Raw genomic sequence first — 19,047 nt, forward strand, 5'->3', positions numbered from 1 at the left:
AATGAGATGACAACGATTCAAGCGGAAGCAATTTTTTATCCAAATCTTGCAGGTTCAAGAGCATACCGGATTCCATCCATGATTACAACAACGAAGGGAACAGTTATCGCTGGCATTGATGCGAGAATTGTCGATCAAACAGACAATCCTAACCAAATTGATGCTTCAATCCGACGCAGTGAAGACCATGGGGTAACATGGGGTCCTGTACAAAAATTAGTTGCATTTGCAGGTGAAGGTTTAGACGGAGCTGCTGCCATTGATACATCGCTTTTACAAGATGAAGAAACAGGAACCATTTTTATGATTTATTGCCACTCACCAGGTGGAGTTGGTCTATGGAATAGTGAACCAGGAATTGGTTTCGATGCAGATGGACGCAGAAAATTATTTGATAACGAAGGAAATGTTTACTATTTATCACAATCAGGAAACGTTTATGATACTGAAAACAATGTAACGAGTTATACCGTTGACGAAAATGGTTATGTTTTCAATGATGAGCAAGCCGAGGGGAATATTTATTTTAAAAAGGGAATTGACCCTAATGAAAGTTTACTAGAAGCAAGAACATGCTTTTTACAAATCATTCAAAGTGATGACGACGGACTTACTTGGTCGAAACCAAGAGAATTGAACACCAGTGTTAAGGAAGAATGGATGAAGTTTATTGGCTCTGGTCCTGGCTGCGGTATTCAACTAAAGCATGGGGAAAAGAAGGGCCGGTTAGTGTTCCCAATCTATTTTTCAAATGAAGCAGGAGCTCTGTCTTGTGCTTGTATGTATAGTGATGACCATGGTGTGACGTGGCAGCGCGGTGAATCTCCAAACGACGGACGAGAGCTTGACGGTGAGGTTCTATCAGCCAAAACCATCTCTGAAGGTAAACAATATTTAACAGAGTCACAAGTCATTGAATTGCCAACGGGTGAATTGAATTATTATTTGCGAAACCATTATGGACTCCAAAGAACAGCCGTTACAACTAGTACGGATGGAGGCGAAACATGGGGCGAGGTTACGTTTGATATGGAATTGATCGATCCAATCTGCCAATCTAGTGTTGTTACTTATCCAGATTTAGGAGATGGAAAGGTACGAGTATTATTCTCCAACCCAGCGGATGAAAAAACGAGAGTAAAAGGAACCGTTCGCTTAAGTGAAGATGGGGGTAAAACATGGCCGTACAGCAAGGTGGTTGAAGACGGCTACTATGGGTATTCTTGCTTAACAGTCCTAAAAAATGGTGAAATTGGTGTCCTATATGAACGGGTTTATGATTACTCCGATTGGAATAACATGGACATAGCGTTTGTTAAGTTTTCGTTAGATTGGTTGAAGTCTTAACTAGTTTTATAGCTGGATATAATTGGAGGAATAAACTTGAAGCAGATTCCATTATCTGAAAAGTTGTTTCATGGAGCCGTTTCATTGGAAAAAACGAAAGAGTATGTGAAGCCTTGGAGAATCCCTTTCGACAAGAAGGAGTTTTATCCACCTAAGGGTATAAGTGGGCAAGCGGTGCTTCCGGCAGGAGTTCGGATTAAAATCCACAGCAATACTCAATCGATTAAGATTGGGATTGTAGAAGCAGTGGAATTGATGGAAATGGATTGTCTCATCAATGGTTCTCTCGTAAAAACGGCTTATATTCCAGCAGGGAAAACAATGGTTTCCTATGATTCCCTCGGTGGGCAATCAAAGTTGATTGAAATCTACTTATCTCAAAAAGTACCTGTTCCTATTTCAGGAATTTGGATTGATGAAGGGGCAGAGTGGGAACTAGTAGAGGATTCCCGTTTGCACTGGATTACGTATGGGAGTTCTATCACTCATTGCTATTATTCAGATAGCCCATCGCAAACATGGCCGGCTCTCGCTGCTAAGAAGATGGATTTCAATCTTACTTGCCTTGGATACAGCGGAAATTGCCACTTAGAGCCCATGATAGCAAGGATGATTCGTGATCTGCCTGCTGATTTTATTTCCATATGTGCAGGAATCAATATCGTGGGGGGAAATACATTATCGGACAGAACTTTTTCCCCCGCCTTGATTGGGTTTATTGAAACAATTCGTGATGTGCACAAGGATGTGCCGCTGGTGATCATTTCTCCTATTTTTCACAGGGAGAGAGAAAAGGTTGAAAATCAAGTTGGATTGTCACTGGAAAAAGTAAGGGCTGAAATTGTTCAGGTCGTGGATCTTCTAAAGCGGCATGGCGATCAAAACATCTCTTATATAGACGGTCTTGACTTGTTTGGCGAAGAATATGAAAAATATATGCCTGATGGACTGCATCCAAACGGAGCAGGCGACAAAATCTTGGCAGTGCGTTTCCAGCAGTTAATCGAATCGCACGTGCCAATGAAAGTAATACCTAGTTAATTTTAATCTAAAAAGAGGTGGGAATATGTTTCACGCTGGCTACATGGAGAAGTTAAACACAATCATGGAATGGATCATGAGATTTTTTGTCCTTCAATTAATTTGGATATTATTCTGTCTTGTGGGTCTGGTGATTGGAGGCATATTCCCGGCCACTTTTACGATGTTTGCAATTTGCCGAAAATGGCTTAATAAACAAACGGATTTCCCCATTTTTCGAACGTTCTGGGATATGTACCGAAAAGGCTTTCGCAAAACCAATCTTCTAGGTTGGGTTACCACGTTAACGGGCTTGAGTCTCTATTATTATTTCCAGCTGTTCAAAGGAGCAGAGGGGATGATCGATCTTGTATTACTCATTGTCGTGTGGATTGCAGGAATCCTTTATTTGATGACGGTCCTGCTAATGATTCCAGTCTATGTCCATTTTGACATTAAACTGATTAACGTTGTTAAATATGCACTGATTATTGCTATTTCAAATCCATTCCATTGTCTAAGTATGGCGGCGCTTATTATTGGCTTCAGCATGGTAATGATTCTAATTCCAGGACTAATTCCGTTTTTTAGTTTCAGTGTGCTGGCGTTTGGACTAATGTGGATGGCAAAATCGGCTTTTACGAGAATGGAACAAAAAGTTTCAAAATTAGAGAAGATAAATAATAGCTTAGTATAAAAACTTGATTTAAAAAAAGGTGGATATCATGACACAGTTAAGAATTGGTGTAATTGGTACAGGATTAAGGAGTACGATTGCGAAATATTGGCATAACCCCGATGGAAATTCAGTTGTAGTCGGCGCGGCTGATGTGTCTTCGAAGGCGCTGGAACGATTTAAAAACGAGATTGATAAAGATGTATATGTAACGACCGATTATAAGGAACTGCTAAAAAGAGAAGACGTCGATGCCGTTGCGATTTTATCCCCAGATTATTTACACGAAGAGCATGCAGTAGCCGCATTGCAGGCAGGAAAACATGTATATTGTGAAAAGCCTTTGGCGATCACCCAAGAGGGCTGTGACAGGGTTCTTGATGAAGCCCAAAAATCAGGAAAACATTTAATGATCGGTTTTAATATGCGCTACATGAGCATGTACCAAACGATGAAAGAAATTATTGATACGGGTGTCATTGGCGATATTAAAGCCGTATGGGTCAGACATTTTGTCGGACTTGGCGGCTATTATTATTACCATGACTGGCATAGTACTGCAGCAAATACAACATCATTATTGTTACAAAAGGCCTCTCATGATATCGATGTGATTCATTGGCTGACAGGCAGTTATGCAACCAAAGTATCGGCTTTTGGAAGTCTAAATTATTATGGCGGGGACAAACCGAATGACCTGCATTGCCCGGACTGCGAACTCAAAGATACTTGTCCAGACGCTAGTTTACAAACCTTAACACAGTGTGCCTTCAGAGAAGAAATCAATGTAGAAGATAATAATATGCTGATTATGGAGTTAGAGGGCGGAATTAAAGCTTCTTATATGCAATGCCATTTTACACCTGACTATTCGCGAAATTATACCTTTATTGGAACAAAAGGCCGTCTCGAAAATGATGATGTGAATGACAAAGTCTATGTGAAAACAAGAAAATCAGGTTCGTGGCATGAGATGAGTGATATCACCTATGAAATGAAGAAAATGCCTGGGACTCATAGCGGTGCAGATCCACGCATCTGCCAGGACTTTGTGAATTTAGTTTTATATAATAAGCAGCCGTTAACAACACCTTTTGCCGGACGGATGAGTGTTGCTGTTGGCTGTGCAGCAACAGAATCGATTCGCTCAGGCGGAAAAGTTGTTCAGATTGAGCAAGGGAGACATAAACCAAATCAATCAGGTTTAGAATTTGTAGAATTATAGAAGAACAACTGCCAGTTTTACTATAAAAGTCTAAAGGGGAAACCAACATGAAAGCTTGGGATTTAGATCAATTTAAAGGTGTATTTGTTGCCATGTATTCAGCCTATGATGAGGCTGGTGAGGTTTGTGAGGAAAGAGTAAAAAAGCTGGCTCGTTCCTATGTAAATAGCGGAATGACAGGTTTATATGTCGGGGGCAGCTCTGGCGAGGGAATCCTGCAAACAGCGGAAGAAAGAAAGAAAGTAGTAGAAGCTGTTACAGAAGAGGTTGGCCGAGAGCTAACGATTATTGTACATGTTGGGGCGAACTCTACAAAAGAAAGCAAAGAGCTTGCGATTCATGCAGAGAAATGCGGTGCCCATGCGATTTCAGCCGTTCCAGCAATCTATTACCGTTTGTCTGAGCAATCCGTTGAAAAGCATTGGCAGGAAATGATCGACAGCACTTCATTGCCATTTATTATTTACAATATTCCACAGACAACAGGATTCAATTTAACTCAGCCACTATTCCAGAGAATGGCTGCTCAAGAAAAAGTAATCGGAATTAAAATGTCTGGAGAAAGTGTATTTGACTTGCAACAATTCAAAGCGAATGCAGGAAAAGAGTTTCTCGTTTATAACGGACCAGATGAGCAATTCTTAGGCGGACGCATTATGGGCGCTGATGGCGGTATTGGCGGAACATACGGTGTTATGCCGGAACTATTCTGTTCACTCGATAAATTGTATCGCGCTGAGAATCTCGAAAAGGCTCAAAAATTACAATTTGAAATTAATAGCGTGATTAAAAAGCTATTAAGCTATCCATCTTTATATGGTGCTTGTAAGTATATTTTATCACTTAGAAATATTGAAACAGGTTCTCCAAGACTACCATTATTACCTGTAACTCAGCAAGACCATGCCTCTCTTGCTGAATTAAATGATACGATCCAAGCTTTAATCAACACCTATACAAATGAAGTAGAAAAAGTATATTAATAGGTTATTACTTGTCCTTCATAGCTTTATGAAGGACAAACTGCATTAAAGAATGGCTGTTGATTTGCGATTGCTGTAACCAGCGAAGGAAAAATAAGCGGAGACTTTTCGGTTAAATGCAGAATGAAGCCTGTTTCGGGGTAAATAAGGGGAAATTTTCCGGTTATGGAAAGCAATATGATCCGATTTCACGTATTTCTGGTCAATAGGCGGAATCCCTCCGTCTATTCAGGCTATTTTTAATAGTAATGACTAATTAAGCGGAATTTTTCCGCCTATTTAGATTCTTAAATAACTCAACAATAACCTTTTTCACGGCATAAAAATAAAAAGTTATAAGGAGATCATGACATGAACACTCATCCTTTTTTCACGACAATACACAAAGATTTAATTGTATCCTGCCAGGCGCTTGAACATGAGCCGCTGCATGGATCTGAAATCATGGCGAAAATGGCTCAGGCAGCTAAGGAAGGCGGAGCAAAGGTAATTCGAAGCAATTCTGCAGTTGATGTCGCTGCGATTAAACGCCAAACAGGACTGCCGGTCATTGGACTAGTCAAGCGTGATTATCCAGATAGTGAGATTTTTATCACCGCAACCCTTAAAGAAGTAAAAGAACTACTGACGGTAGAGGCTGATGTCATTGCACTTGATGCTACTTATCGCAAGCGGCCAAACGGAGAAAACTTAAAGGATTTAGTCGACTATATTCATGAAAATAGTAATGCGTTAATAATGGCGGATATCGCAACGATTAGGGATGCCGAATATGCGCTAGAATGCGGTGCTGATATGGTCTCTACGACTCTATCAGGCTATACCGATGACAGTCCAAAACAAGATGATCCAGATTTTGAACTAGTCGAACAGCTTTCCCAACGATTACCGATCCCTGTCATTGCCGAAGGCCGCATTCAAACACCAGAACAAGCACGCAAAATGCTGGAATTGGGCGCTTGGTCGATTGTGGTAGGGGGCGCGATTTCAAGGCCGCAATTGATCACGAAAACATTTGCGGAGGGAATTCGCAAAAATGAAGCACTATCTGGCATTTGACATCGGGGGTACACAAATTAAATATGGGATTGTGACAGAAAGAGGAGAAATCCTTTCTCATTGGATTATGGACACCGAAGCGCATCTCGGCGGCCGGGCGATCATTGATAAAGTAATTGCAGCAGGTAAAAGCATTGTAGCGGACAATGCTGTCAGCGGAATCGCCATTAGCACAGCCGGACAAGTTAATTTCCATACGGGAACCATTGTAGCTGCAGGTGATACAATCCCTCATTATACGGGTGTCGAAATTAAAAAACTTGTCAGTGAGGCTCTCGGTCTGCCAGTTGAAGTTAGAAACGATGTCGACTGTGCAGCCCTTGGTGAAATGTGGCTTGGTGATCACGGCTCAAGCAATTTTATTGCTTTGACCGTAGGTACAGGCATTGGCGGAGCGATTGTGATTGATGGAAAAATGTATTCGGGGCATTCCTTCAGTGCAGGGGAATGGGGCTATATGCTCGTTGACGGAGAACCCTTTGAAAAAAATGCTTCAGTTTCTGGATTAATTCAGTTTGCCAATCACTATAAAGAAAAACGTCAATGGACTGGAAAAGAGATTTTTGATCTTTATGATCAAGGTGACGAGCAGATTCAAGAGGCTGTCAGGAAGTTTTATCGTTATTTAGCAATTGGAATCTCCAATCTTATTTATATTTTCAACCCGGAAAAGGTCATCATCGGCGGAGGTGTCACGGCCCGGGGAGAGAAATTTTTACAAGAGGTACAAACAGAACTCAACACCTATTTGCTTCCTTCTTTTCAAAGAAATACAGAGGTTGTTCTTGCTAAACTCTCTAATCATGCCGGAATGATTGGGGCGGTTTATCACTTTATGGACGATTTATATGAATCAATTAACTGAAGGCAGTAAGGAAATTGAACTTGTTGGGTTGACTCATCAAGTTCCGATGGTATAATTTAGATAATTTAGATTAATTAAGGAGGCAATGGCTGATGGAACTAGAATTTGTAACAAGATGTTTAAGTTCTTTAACAAAGGTTTTTGCTGATCAAGAATTGAAAGATCAGGCCTTTAACAAAGGTTCAACGCTTTTAAATGAATCGTACTCTTTTCAGATTGCCTATAAATCTAGCACACTCGTAAAGAATATTAAGGTGAAAGTAAATTCAGCTTTTCATGATAAAATCACAGTCCGTTCCGTAGGACTGGTTCCATCCGAATTACCATGCTATCACGATCATGATGATCTCATACTGAGATCAACACCGGGATTATACCCTGATCCGCTTTATCCGATTCATGACAAGGAGGGTCTAATCGCTTTTCCAGAGCAGTGGCGTTCTGTTTGGATTACTGTTGATCTTCAGGGAGACAGTGATCCAGGCAAATACGCGATTGAAGTTAATTTTGAAAAAGAAAATGGGGAATGCCTAGGCAAGCAAGCGTTCGAATTAGAGGTTATGGCCGCCGAACTGCCCAAACAAAAATTAATACATACAGAGTGGTTCCACACCGATTGCCTAGCTACTCATTACCAAGTAGATGTCTTTAGTGAGGAACATTGGAGAAGAATTGAGCAATTTGTTCAAACGGCTTCAAAGCATGGTATGAACATGATCTTAACCCCATTATTTACCCCGCCTTTAGATACCGAAGTAGGGGGAGAGCGTCCGACCGTTCAACTGGTTGATGTAGACAAGTCTGGTGAAACGTTTCAATTCCACTTTGAAAAGCTAAAAAGATGGATTGAATTATGCAGTAAACAAGGGATAGAGTATTTTGAACTTTCCCATCTCTTCACCCAGTGGGGAGCAAAGCATGCGCCAAAAATAGTGGGTATTGAAAATGGAGAGGTTAAAAAGTTCTTTGGCTGGGAAACGGATGCTGCAGGCGTTGAATACCGAGGTTTTCTTCAACAATTTCTTCCTAGTCTGCTAGAATTTATTAACCAGAATGATTTAGAAGATCAATGTTTTTTCCATGTGTCGGATGAGCCGCATTTACCACAGGTTGAATCGTATGAAAAAGCCAGCACCATCCTGCAAGAATACGTAAAGGATTTTCCAGTGATTGACGCACTTTCTGATTATACCTTTTATGAAAAAGGACTCGTCCAAACTCCGATTGTTTCCAATGATCATATCCAGCCCTTTTTGGATAATGGAGTAGAAAATCTTTGGACCTATTATTGCTGTGCTCAATATCAAAAGGTTGCAAACCGATTTTTCTCGATGCCATCGTTCCGTAATCGAGTTCTAGGTATCCAACTATATAAATATAACATCGCTGGTTTTCTTCATTGGGGATATAACTTTTGGTATTCACAACATTCGAAAAAAGCCATTGATCCATTTAAAAATACAGACGCCAATTATTCATTCCCTTCCGGAGATGCTTTCCTCGTTTATCCCGGTGAGGACGGTCCTATCGAATCGATAAGGCTTGAGGTTTTAAATGAAGCCCTCCAAGATTTGAGAGCACTTCAATTGCTGGAAAGCTTCGTTGGCAGAGAACAAGTTTTAACCTTTTTGGAAGAAGGGCTGAATTATGAAATCACCTTTGACCAATATCCCCAAGACCAAGAGTGGTACCTGTTAAAAAGGGAGCAGATGAATAACAAGATTAAAGAAATAACCCTTACTACTGACTTAAGCTCAAGGAAGAAGGTGTAGGATGTCAGCATTATCATTTAATCATCAATCGTTTTTATTAGACGGTAAAGAAATCCGGCTATTAAGCGGAGCGATGCATTATTTCCGTACGGTGCCAGAATACTGGGAAGACCGTTTATTAAAAATAAAAGAATGTGGGTTTAATACGGTAGAAACCTATGTAGCATGGAATTTACATGAGCCTGAGGAAGGGCAGTTTGTTTTTGAGGGAATCGCTGATATTGAAACTTTCATCAAAACGGCAGAAAAAGTTGGTCTACATGTCATTGTCCGACCAGGTCCTTATATATGTGCTGAGTGGGAGTTCGGGGGCTTTCCTTATTGGCTCTTGACCGTACCAAATATCAAATTACGCTGCTACAATGAACCGTATTTAGAAAAAGTGGACGCGTTTTTCAATGTCTTATTTGAACGATTGCAGCCATTGCTTCGTTCTAATGGCGGTCCGATTATTGCAGTCCAAGTCGAAAATGAATATGGAAGTTTTGGAAATGACAAAAAATATCTGAATTATATGCGCGATAGCATTAAAAAACGGATCAATGATGAATTGCTATTTACTTCCGATGGTCCAGCACCAAGCATGCTTCATGGCGGGATGATTGATGGTGTTCTCGAAACCGTAAATTTTGGATCCCGCACAGAAAGCGCTTTTGAACAATTAAAGAAGTTTCAGCAAAATGCTCCGCTCATGTGTATGGAGTTTTGGCATGGCTGGTTCGATCATTGGGGCGAGGAGCACCACACTCGACCATCTGAAAGTGTTATTGAAACATTGGAAAGTATTCTGCAGGAAAAGGGTTCTGTCAACTTTTATATGGCCCATGGCGGAACGAATTTTGGTTTCTATAATGGAGCGAATCATAATGAGGAAGTTTATCAGCCAACGATTACTAGCTATGATTATGATGGCTTATTGACAGAATCAGGTGATATAACGGAAAAATTCATTGCGGTGAGAAAGACGTTTGAAAAATACGTTGATTTGCCTGAAATGGAACTGCCTCCTGTCACAAACAAAAAACGATACGGTGAGGTTTATTTCACAGAGCGTGCTGCCTTACTAGATTCATTGAATCAACTCTCTAGTCCAGTTGCGAGCCAAACACCATTAACGATGGAGGAGTATGGGCAGGCTTATGGGTTTATCGTTTATGAAACAGTGATAAAAGGAGCTTACGGAAAGCAGACGATAACCGTTCAAGATGTTCATGACCGCGGTCAGATTTATTTGAATGGTGAATATGCAGGGTTAGTTGAGCGTATCGGCGGCCGCTCCCGTATCGAGGTGGATATTTCAGAGCAAGAAACAAAACTTCAAATTATCGTGGAAAATATGGGACGGATTAATTACGGACCATTCCTCGAGGATCATAAAGGAATTACAGAAGGAGTCCGATTAGGCAACCAATTTTTATTTGATTGGACTGTGTATCCTTTACCGTTAAAGGATGTGAGTTCCTTAACGTTTACGAGTGATGAGGCAAAAGAAAATCATCCTTATCTTCACAGGGGGACTTTGAATATTGATGAAGCGGCAGATACGTTTGTCGATATGTCAGGATGGACAAAAGGGGTTGTCTTTGTGAATGGACATAATCTTGGCCGATACTGGGAAATCGGTCCGCAGCAAACCCTCTATGTACCAGCTCCGTTTTTGCATAAAGGGGAAAACGAAATTGTCGTACTGGAATTACATGAGCATAAGGAAAGTATAAGGTTTGTGGACCAGCCTGTATTAGGATAACTTGCGGGAGCAATCTACGACCAAAAAGGAGTAATCATCATGATCGTGAATCATATTAGCAATTTTAATTATTACAAAGGGCTCAATGAAAAATTCGATAAAGCCTTTGAATATATCCAAAACACGGATTTTGAAAAGTTGGAGCCAGGCTTCTATGAAATAGAAGGAGAAGAACTTTTTCTTAATCTAGTTGAATATGAAACAAAAGGTATAGAAGACCGTGTGTGGGAATCACACAAAAAATATATCGATATCCAAGTCATCGTCGAAGGTAATGAATGGATCGGGTATGAGTTATTTGATCGAATGAAAATCAAAGATGACTACAATGAGCAGGATGATATTTATTTTTTAGAAGGAAGCCTGCAATCAAAGGTAAAGCTTGAAAAAGGTGACTTCATTATTTGCTACCCGCAAGATGCTCATATGGCTGGAATTATGGTCAATGGTCACGAAAAGGTCAAAAAAGCTGTTTTTAAAGTCAAACTATAGTAAAACTGTACAACAGCAGCCCTGATGTCTACGTCAGGGTTTTCCGTTTTTTGGAATCGTCGTTTAAAAACAAACCTTGCTATTCAAACCTTCTTGTTCGTAATGCCCCAAATCATAAATTACAACTCCATGCCGTATTTAATAGAAAGGAAATCGCGATATGTCAGTATTTAGCAAGGATAAAAAAGAATACGCTATTTCTTATCGTTTAATGTTTTTTATTATCATAATTATCTTAATTGCTCTTGCTGTAACATGCTCTTATTCTATTTATATTTACCAAAAATCAACACAGGAAACCGCTATAAAACATGCCCATGAAGGATTAGAACCGTTGATACAACAGATAGAAGGTGTTTTTAATAGTATGGAAGTATCTGTGAACTCATTATGGACACATCAGGATCTTCAGTATTTATTACAAATCCCATTAGAGGAGTGGAATGAAAATCCACGTCACATTCTCAACATTAATCAGCATATGTCCTTTTTGTTTTCCTGGCAGCAGGGAATTAAAGGAATCTACATTATTACTGATGACGGTGGAATTATTTATGATAGTTCCAGAACGGTATTGAACCGAAACTACAATATTCAAAATGAGCCCTTTATCCAAAAGAGCAGACTCATGACGAAACCTTTTATTGATGGTCCTCATGATTCTAATTATAATTTGGATCGTGAACAAGTGTTTTCTTTAACAAGACCCTTATATGAAGTGCCAAGTATTAAATGGCGGGGTGTTATTCGGATTGATGTTAGTGCGGAAAAAATGTTTCGGATTCTGAGAAATGTTGATCAGAGAAATGATACCAATCTACTTGTGGTAGATGATAATAAAAGGATCGTTTATAGTCGCTCCTCAACTCTTATTGGCACAGATATATCAAATACTGATTACCGATTGATGTCACCTTCGAGAGAAAACAGTACTGATCTTATTCAAAAAGTAAAAATAGACGGCCATTCTTATTATGCTTTCAGCGAGTATTCACCTGTTTTAAACTGGACATTTTATCGATTAGAACCGATCGAGGTGACACAAACCGTTGTCTCTAAAATGATTCTCCTTGTAATTGGAATAGGCTTATTCTCATCACTTGTTATTTTTTTAATTGGCTGGAGGCTGCTTCTTCAAGCTTTTAACCCTTTAAAACAACTCGTCCATGCATTTCAACGATTAGGAGGCGGTGACTTTTCGTCACAAGTAGAACCCACTAGAATCAAAGAAATGAAGCCTGTAGTAGACCAATATAATAACCTTGTCAATCGACTTAGCCATGTCACCGAGAATTTATACATTGAGAAGCTAGAGCGTCAGCAGACTGAAATTCAAAACCAAAAGATCAAACTGCAGAAACGCGAGATTGAAATCAGACAAAAGGAAGCCGAGAAACGGCAATTAGAGGCACAAATAAATCCTCATTTTCTGTACAATACACTATCTTGTATCCAAAGTATGGCTGAACTTGATGACAATCACCGAATAGAAAGTGCTGTCAACTTATTAAGCAGACATTTACGTTATACGGTGTCAAATGAAAAACATTTTGTCACCATAGAAGAAGAACTTACCTACGTAAAGGTGTTTACGGAAATTCAAAAATTTAGGTATAACGATAAAATCAATTTCATTTTTGATGTACCACGACCATTGTTCCCTCTAAAAATTAATCGGCTGCTTATTCAGCCTATTGTTGAAAATGCCTACATCCATGGATTAGAAGGAAAACTAGGAAAAGGGAATATTTTTTTAAAGGTTTCTTATACTGAGCCATTTTTATCCATTGAAGTACGAGATGATGGAGTGGGAATGTCCCAAGATAAATTACAGGAATTGAATGATTTTATTCAAAGTCATAAAAAAGAAGATTCATTGATTCCTAAGGTAGACTCAGGTTTAAAAAATGTCATTAGACGCATTTATTTAACGTATGGCAGGTCGTCTATGGTTCACATTGATAGTGATAAAAACAAAACTGCTATTCAAATACGTATAAAATTATAAAGGAGTTCCCAATGATTAAAGTCATGATTATTGAGGATGAAAAGTTTTTCCGAGAGTCATTCGAACGTAAACTCAATAAATTTCAAGATATAAAAGTGGTTAGTTCCTTTGAAAATACTAGAGAGGCCAAAGTAAAGCTGACCCAGTTGGTTCCCGATGTCATTTTCTCAGACATTCGAATGCCTGGCGAAAATGGGATTGAGTTTTTAGCGTATATCAACCACGAAATTAAGCAGCCAGTAAAATATGTATTGGTAAGCGGCTATGCGGATTTTGCCTATGCAAAACGTGCTATGCAGCTAGGTGCCTTTGACTTTCTTGAAAAGCCTATTGTGATGGAGGAACTGGAAGCTCTTATTCATCGTATTCGAAAAGAGGTCAATCCCCATTACCTCTATCAAGCTGGACAAAATAACTCTATTGATGACTCGCAAATGATGAACAAGGCGAAGGATTGGATATTAACCCACCTTGAAGTGGCTACGCTTGATAACCTGGCTCAGTATTTACAAATGAATTCATCTGCGCTTAGCAGGAAGTTTAAAAAGGAAACAGGGATGTCATTTATTCAGTTTGTCACACAAGAAAGAATGAAATATTCAAAACAGCTTTTAAATAATCCTTTAATTAAAATTCAAGAGATTGCAAAAATCCTAGGTTATGAGGACCAGCGTTATTTTACCGAAGTGTTTAAAAAACATTTTCAACTTTCACCACAAAGATATAGGCAAATAAAAGATGAACAGGAGAAATAGGGCAAAAAATTCCCACGTATTTGCAAAAAAATGAAACATTCTTACTTTTCAAAAAATACATTAAAATTTTATTTGTAAGCGTTAACATCTAAAAAGGGGTGGGAAGATGAAGAGGCGAAGTAAAATTTTCGGTGTTATCATGATTTTATTTATGCTAGTACTAGCAGGCTGTCAAAATGAGAGTTCTTCGACAGAAGCCGGAAGTGGGAAAAGTGAAGAGAAGGAAGTAACCATTAAATTATTTTCTGCACATGGACAATTTAGAAATGGTCAATACGGATATGAACGAATCCAGGAATTTATGAAGAAGCATCCAAATATTAAGGTAGAAGTCACATATGCACACGGTAAAAATTGGGACGATACATTTTTAGCATTGGCATCCTCTAACGAACTGCCTGATATTATTCAGCCTACAGGAAATTTTCTGATCGGTGACTTAGTTCAAAATGGCTGGGTGCAGCCGTTAGATGCACATTTTGATATTAAAGATCGTTTTCCAAATGAAGTTTTTGTTGAAGGGGTTAACATGCTTGATGGTAAGATTTACTCCTATCCAAGAATTAGTCCAAAGAGTGGATCATTCATGCTTTACCATACAGACTTAATGGAAGAAGCAGGTTTAGACCCGGCAAGTCCACCGAAGAATTGGGACGAGCTATTGGAAATGGGCAAGCAAGTAACAGAAAAGGTTGATGGTGTTTATGGCTTTGCAATCCCATTGAAGGATAGTGCAGCCGCACATACTCTCCTTCTTGCACGTACTCTTCAGCCAACATTGGATGGAGAAGGATTTGATTTTCAAAAAGGAAGATATGACTTAGACTCTGAAAATGTCGTTAAAGCGATAGAATTTTTGTTAAAGATGAAAGATGCAGGAATCGTGCACCCCAACTCACCTACGTTAGGATTACTAGATTATCAGGGATTGTTTGCGAACAAGCAGGCTGCCTTTGGATTTAATGCACAATGGATTGTTCGTGTAAATCAGCATGAACTGGGTGGAGTAGAAGACTATAACGTGGCAGAAATTCCAGTCTTAAAAGAAGGAGATCGTTTGTATCAGGGAGTTGTCCCTGGAACCTATGACGCCTATTTAACAAAATCAACCAAACATCCAAAAGAAGCTGCAGAGTTGTTAAAGTGGCTAACTTCCAAGGAAGACTATTATGTTGGTCAAATGAAGAAGGATTTATTGCTTCCGCCACATCCAGATTTAATTCAAGATGAAAGCAATTATTCAAGTGAGCAATTAAAGAAAATGGCTCAAATCTTGGAAGACACTGTCGTGTATCGTCCGGTTTATGAAAGTAATCCAGGTGCATTTGAAGCTAAAAAAATCGAAAAAACCATGGCTCCTCCAAGGCTGCAATTAAATGATATTATCATCGGTGCGTATATTGGAGAAATGAAAGACTGGAAAAAAGAATTAACAAAATTAAATGACGCATTAAATACACGTCTGGATGAGGCAATCAAAAAGGCCGCAGCAGAAGGACAAGATGTATCAAGAGATGATTTAACATTCCCTAATTTCGATGGTAAATCGAATTATAATCAATAGTTACTAAAATCTGTGCTCCTCCAAATAATTTTTTGGAGGGGCATTTAGGGGGAGGCACTATGATTTCAAAATCTACTATTTCGGAACAAAAGCTTGTATCAAATGAACTAGAACGAAAAACGAGGAAAAAAAGTGGATTGAAACGGAAGCATTATATGTGGTGTTACTTGTTTTTAGCACCTCAGATTATTTTGTACCTTACTTTTACTCTATGGCCAATTATTGGAAGCTATTATTTTGCATTTTTTAATTGGAACGGAATAGGATGGCCAACAGAAATTGTCGGCTGGGAAAACTTTGTCGAGGTTTTAAAAGATTCCTATTTTTGGAATGCATTTAAGAATAGTTTTGTTTATACCTTTTTCCTAGTCATTATTGTTGTCCCAACTAGTTTAATTGTTGCCCTCATTTTAAATAGTCCCAAGCTTTATGGTGCTGCATTTTTTAGAACCTTATTTTTTCTTCCGGTTGTTTTAACGATGTCGATTGTCGGTATTATTATGCAGAATATGTTTGCTTTTGAGGGTGGATTTATGAATGAAATTCTTCTTTCAATGAATATCATCGACGATCCTATTAATTGGCTGGGAGGACCTAACCTGGCGATGACCTCCGTCGTGATCGTCGGTGTTTGGAAGGGATTTGGAATTAAGGTAATTTATTGGTTAGCGGGATTACAAACCCTGCCAAAGGATATCTATGAGGCAGCTAAAATTGATGGGGCCAATCTTATTCAACAATTTGTGTATATCACCGTTCCTCTTCTTATTCCATTTCTTATTGTCATCACTTTTTTCCAAACCGTTTGGGCCTTTAATGTGTTCGATTTAGTCAAAACCTTTACAAATGGCGGGCCTTTATTTGGCACAGATATGGTACCCTTATATATTTATCGTTATGCTTTTGAAATGGATGGAGGGCTGCCAAGAATGGGGTTTGCTTCAGCTGCGGGGATTGTTTATGGGATGGCAACGATGGTTATTACCCTAATACTTGGTGCTCTAGTGCGTAAATATGGGAAAAATCGCTACTGAGCGTAATGGAGGTAAATGTTATGAAACGAAGAAAACTCATTCGGTTTTTGTTTCATTTTGTTTTTCTAGTGTTAACTCTTGCATGGGTTTATCCATTAATTTGGACAGTTAGTTCTTCATTAAAAACAAATCGAGAAATGTTTAGCGGCAGTGTAAAGTTATTCCCTGATAAGTTTGAGTGGAGTTTTCTCCTGCCATCCAATTGGGGCCAACTTGAGGAAATATTGCAATTTGATAATTATAGCCGAGCTTGGTATATAGCGAATTTCAGTCAATATTTTATTAATACACTTTTATTTACTTTCGCGGTTGTCATCATTGTTATTACCCTTTGTGCTTTAACAGGATATGTATTAGGCCGATACGATTTTCCAGGTAAATTTTTAATTATGGGTGCGATTATCGCCACCATGTTTATTCCAGCAGGATATACGATTATCCCCTTATGGCAATTAATAAATGCTTTAGGACTTGGTAAATCAATGGCTGGTCTTGTATTAGCTGAAGCAGGGGGTACTCATGTACTTTATATACTGCTATTTACAGCATTTTTCTCTAGAATACCAAAGGAGTTGGAAGAAGCTAGTCAGATTGATGGAGCTGGCTTTGTAAGAACATTTTTTACGATTATGCTTCCATTAGCTAAACCAGTTATTGCAACTACATTTATTTTACAGTTTATCAATAGTTGGAATAGTTTCTTTGTCCCGCTTGTCTTCACTATCCATCGCCCTGATTTAAGAACGCTGGGGGTAGGTATGTATTCTTTTGTTGAAGACAACAGCAGTGATTTAGCTGCAATGGCCGCCGGAGCAACGATATCATTTATTCCGATTGTTGTTATTTTCCTCATTTTCCAAAAGTATTTTGTCGATGGAATTGCAGGTTCAGTTAAAGGTTAAGGTGGAGGAGAAAAATGAAGCCAAATGTTTTATTGATCATGGTCGATCAAATGAGATTTGATTGTTTAAGTTCTGCCGGTCATCCAATTGTTGAAACGCCAAATCTTGACCAGCTGGCAGCGGAGGGTGTCACATTTGGGAATGCTTACTCTGCAACGCCGACATGTGTCCCAGCCCGTGCAGCAGTATTAACAGGTATGTCGCAAGTGTCAACTGGACGGGTGGGGTATCAGGACCGAGTGCCTTGGGATTACCCGCATATGTTGCCGGAAGAAATGAGCCGTGCCGGTTACCATACTCAATGCGTAGGGAAAATGCATGTGTATCCATCCAGAAATTTATGTGGTTTTCACAATGTCATTTTACATGACGGCTATTTGCATCATAATCGTTTTAAAAACACGCCATACCAAGAGTCGTTTGAACAAACAGATGACTATTTACCTTGGCTTAGAGAGCGGCTTGGCGGTCATCGCGATTTAACGGATATTGGTTTGGATTGTAATGCTTCTGCGATGAGCCGTCCTTGGCATTTGCCGGAAGAGTTTCATCCAACGAACTGGGTTGTTACCCAATCGATTGACTTCTTGAGACGCAGGGACCCAAGAAAACCATTTTTCTTAAAAATGTCATTTGTCCGCCCGCATCCACCGTTCGATCCGCCCCCAGCCTATTTTGATTACTATATGAGTAAAGAAATAGATGAACCAGTGATTGGAACATGGGCAGCTGAAGATGAGGCGGGATTAGGACTGCTACCCACTACAAGAAGAGGTGTGGTTCCGAAACAGCGCCTTAAACGTGCTCGGGCCGCTTACTATGCATTAATTGCCCATCTGGATGATCAAATTGGCCGTTTTATTCAGGCAATGATTGAATATCAGGTTTATCAGAATACAGTCATTTTATTTGTCTCTGACCATGGGGAACTGTTGGGGGATCATCATTTTCTGGCGAAATCTCTGGCTTATGAAGGCAGTGCGAAAATACCTTTTATCCTTTCTGACCCTGGAAATCAGCTTGGGATCCAAAAGGGCACAACCTGTGACAACATCATTGAACTGCGCGATATTATGCCGACTTTATTAGAGGCAGCCGAGGCTCCGGTACCTGAAACGGTAGAGGGGAAAAGTGTTATTCCGCTTGCAAGAGGTATGGAAACAGAATGGAGACCTTACCTTCATGGGGAGCATGCATTTGGTGATTTATCCCATCATTATATCGTAAACGGTAAGGAGAAATATATTTGGTATTCACAAACAGGTGTAGAACAGTATTTTGATCTAGCAAATGACCCGAAAGAGATTCATAACTTAAGTCAAGACCATAGGTATTCAGAGAAGGCAGCATACTTAAGAGATATTCTCATGCAAGAACTAAAAGGAAGAGAAGAAGGATACAGCGATGGAACACAGCTGATTATTGGCTGTCAGCCGGAGGCAGTGTTGAATAATGATAATAAATAATAGAACTCGCCCGAGTTCTATTATCTATTATTAAGTTTTCCATTTATAAAGGATACCGTATTATCGGGAACAATATAAAATAATAAGACATTTTTAGTGAGTAATAGAAATATTTTAATAAAGTCCGAAATT

16 protein-coding genes are annotated in these 19,047 nt (G+C 39.3%); all 16 read left to right on the forward strand.

Annotated features, from left to right (window positions below):
* Positions 1-6 precede the first annotated feature (6 nt).
* Positions 7-1,347 (forward strand): sialidase family protein, encoded by a 1,341-nt coding sequence (locus tag BANA01_RS13435; RefSeq protein WP_063253493.1) that lies wholly within the window; start codon positions 7-9, stop codon positions 1,345-1,347.
* A gap of 36 nt (positions 1,348-1,383) precedes the next feature.
* Positions 1,384-2,388, forward strand: coding sequence for an SGNH/GDSL hydrolase family protein (locus BANA01_RS13440; RefSeq protein WP_063253494.1), 1,005 nt, complete (start codon positions 1,384-1,386; stop codon positions 2,386-2,388).
* A 43-nt stretch (positions 2,389-2,431) separates the two neighbouring features.
* Complete coding sequence (locus BANA01_RS13445) at positions 2,432-3,064, forward strand: YesL family protein (RefSeq protein ID WP_169803691.1); 633 nt, start codon at positions 2,432-2,434, stop codon at positions 3,062-3,064.
* A 28-nt stretch (positions 3,065-3,092) separates the two neighbouring features.
* Positions 3,093-4,268 (forward strand): Gfo/Idh/MocA family protein, encoded by a 1,176-nt coding sequence (locus BANA01_RS13450; protein ID WP_063253496.1) that lies wholly within the window; start codon positions 3,093-3,095, stop codon positions 4,266-4,268.
* 47 nt (positions 4,269-4,315) lie between these two features.
* Positions 4,316-5,251, forward strand: a complete 936-nt coding sequence (locus tag BANA01_RS13455; protein ID WP_063253497.1) for a dihydrodipicolinate synthase family protein — start codon at positions 4,316-4,318, stop codon at positions 5,249-5,251.
* Positions 5,252-5,602: 351 nt separating this feature from the next.
* Complete coding sequence (locus BANA01_RS13460; RefSeq protein WP_063253498.1) at positions 5,603-6,310, forward strand: N-acetylmannosamine-6-phosphate 2-epimerase; 708 nt, start codon at positions 5,603-5,605, stop codon at positions 6,308-6,310.
* Positions 6,288-7,175, forward strand: a complete 888-nt coding sequence (locus tag BANA01_RS13465; RefSeq protein ID WP_063253499.1) for an ROK family protein — start codon at positions 6,288-6,290, stop codon at positions 7,173-7,175. The genes BANA01_RS13460 and BANA01_RS13465 overlap by 23 nt, the downstream gene beginning before the upstream one ends.
* Before the next feature lie 92 nt (positions 7,176-7,267).
* A complete protein-coding gene (locus BANA01_RS13470; RefSeq protein ID WP_063253500.1) occupies positions 7,268-8,947 on the forward strand; it encodes a DUF4091 domain-containing protein in 1,680 nt (559 codons plus the stop codon).
* Between the two features lies 1 nt (position 8,948).
* Complete coding sequence (locus BANA01_RS13475; RefSeq protein WP_063253501.1) at positions 8,949-10,694, forward strand: glycoside hydrolase family 35 protein; 1,746 nt, start codon at positions 8,949-8,951, stop codon at positions 10,692-10,694.
* Between the two features lie 39 nt (positions 10,695-10,733).
* Positions 10,734-11,186, forward strand: coding sequence for a NanQ anomerase/TabA/YiaL family protein (locus tag BANA01_RS13480; protein WP_063253502.1), 453 nt, complete (start codon positions 10,734-10,736; stop codon positions 11,184-11,186).
* 160 nt (positions 11,187-11,346) lie between these two features.
* The gene (locus BANA01_RS13485; RefSeq protein ID WP_063253503.1) at positions 11,347-13,194 is read left to right on the forward strand and encodes a sensor histidine kinase; all 1,848 of its coding nucleotides are present in this window, start codon (positions 11,347-11,349) and stop codon (positions 13,192-13,194) included.
* Between the two features lie 11 nt (positions 13,195-13,205).
* A complete protein-coding gene (locus BANA01_RS13490; RefSeq protein WP_063253504.1) occupies positions 13,206-13,949 on the forward strand; it encodes a response regulator transcription factor in 744 nt (247 codons plus the stop codon).
* Positions 13,950-14,055: 106 nt separating this feature from the next.
* Complete coding sequence (locus BANA01_RS13495; protein ID WP_063253505.1) at positions 14,056-15,513, forward strand: ABC transporter substrate-binding protein; 1,458 nt, start codon at positions 14,056-14,058, stop codon at positions 15,511-15,513.
* A gap of 59 nt (positions 15,514-15,572) precedes the next feature.
* Entirely contained in the window at positions 15,573-16,547 is a 975-nt protein-coding gene (locus BANA01_RS13500; RefSeq protein WP_034673819.1) for a carbohydrate ABC transporter permease, read from the forward strand.
* A gap of 20 nt (positions 16,548-16,567) precedes the next feature.
* Complete coding sequence (locus BANA01_RS13505; protein ID WP_034673821.1) at positions 16,568-17,449, forward strand: carbohydrate ABC transporter permease; 882 nt, start codon at positions 16,568-16,570, stop codon at positions 17,447-17,449.
* 14 nt (positions 17,450-17,463) lie between these two features.
* Positions 17,464-18,915, forward strand: a complete 1,452-nt coding sequence (locus tag BANA01_RS13510; protein ID WP_034673823.1) for an arylsulfatase — start codon at positions 17,464-17,466, stop codon at positions 18,913-18,915.
* Positions 18,916-19,047 lie beyond the last annotated feature (132 nt).

The organism is Neobacillus niacini NBRC 15566 (assembly GCF_001591505.1).
GTDB lineage: Bacteria > Bacillota > Bacilli > Bacillales > Cytobacillaceae > Neobacillus > Neobacillus niacini.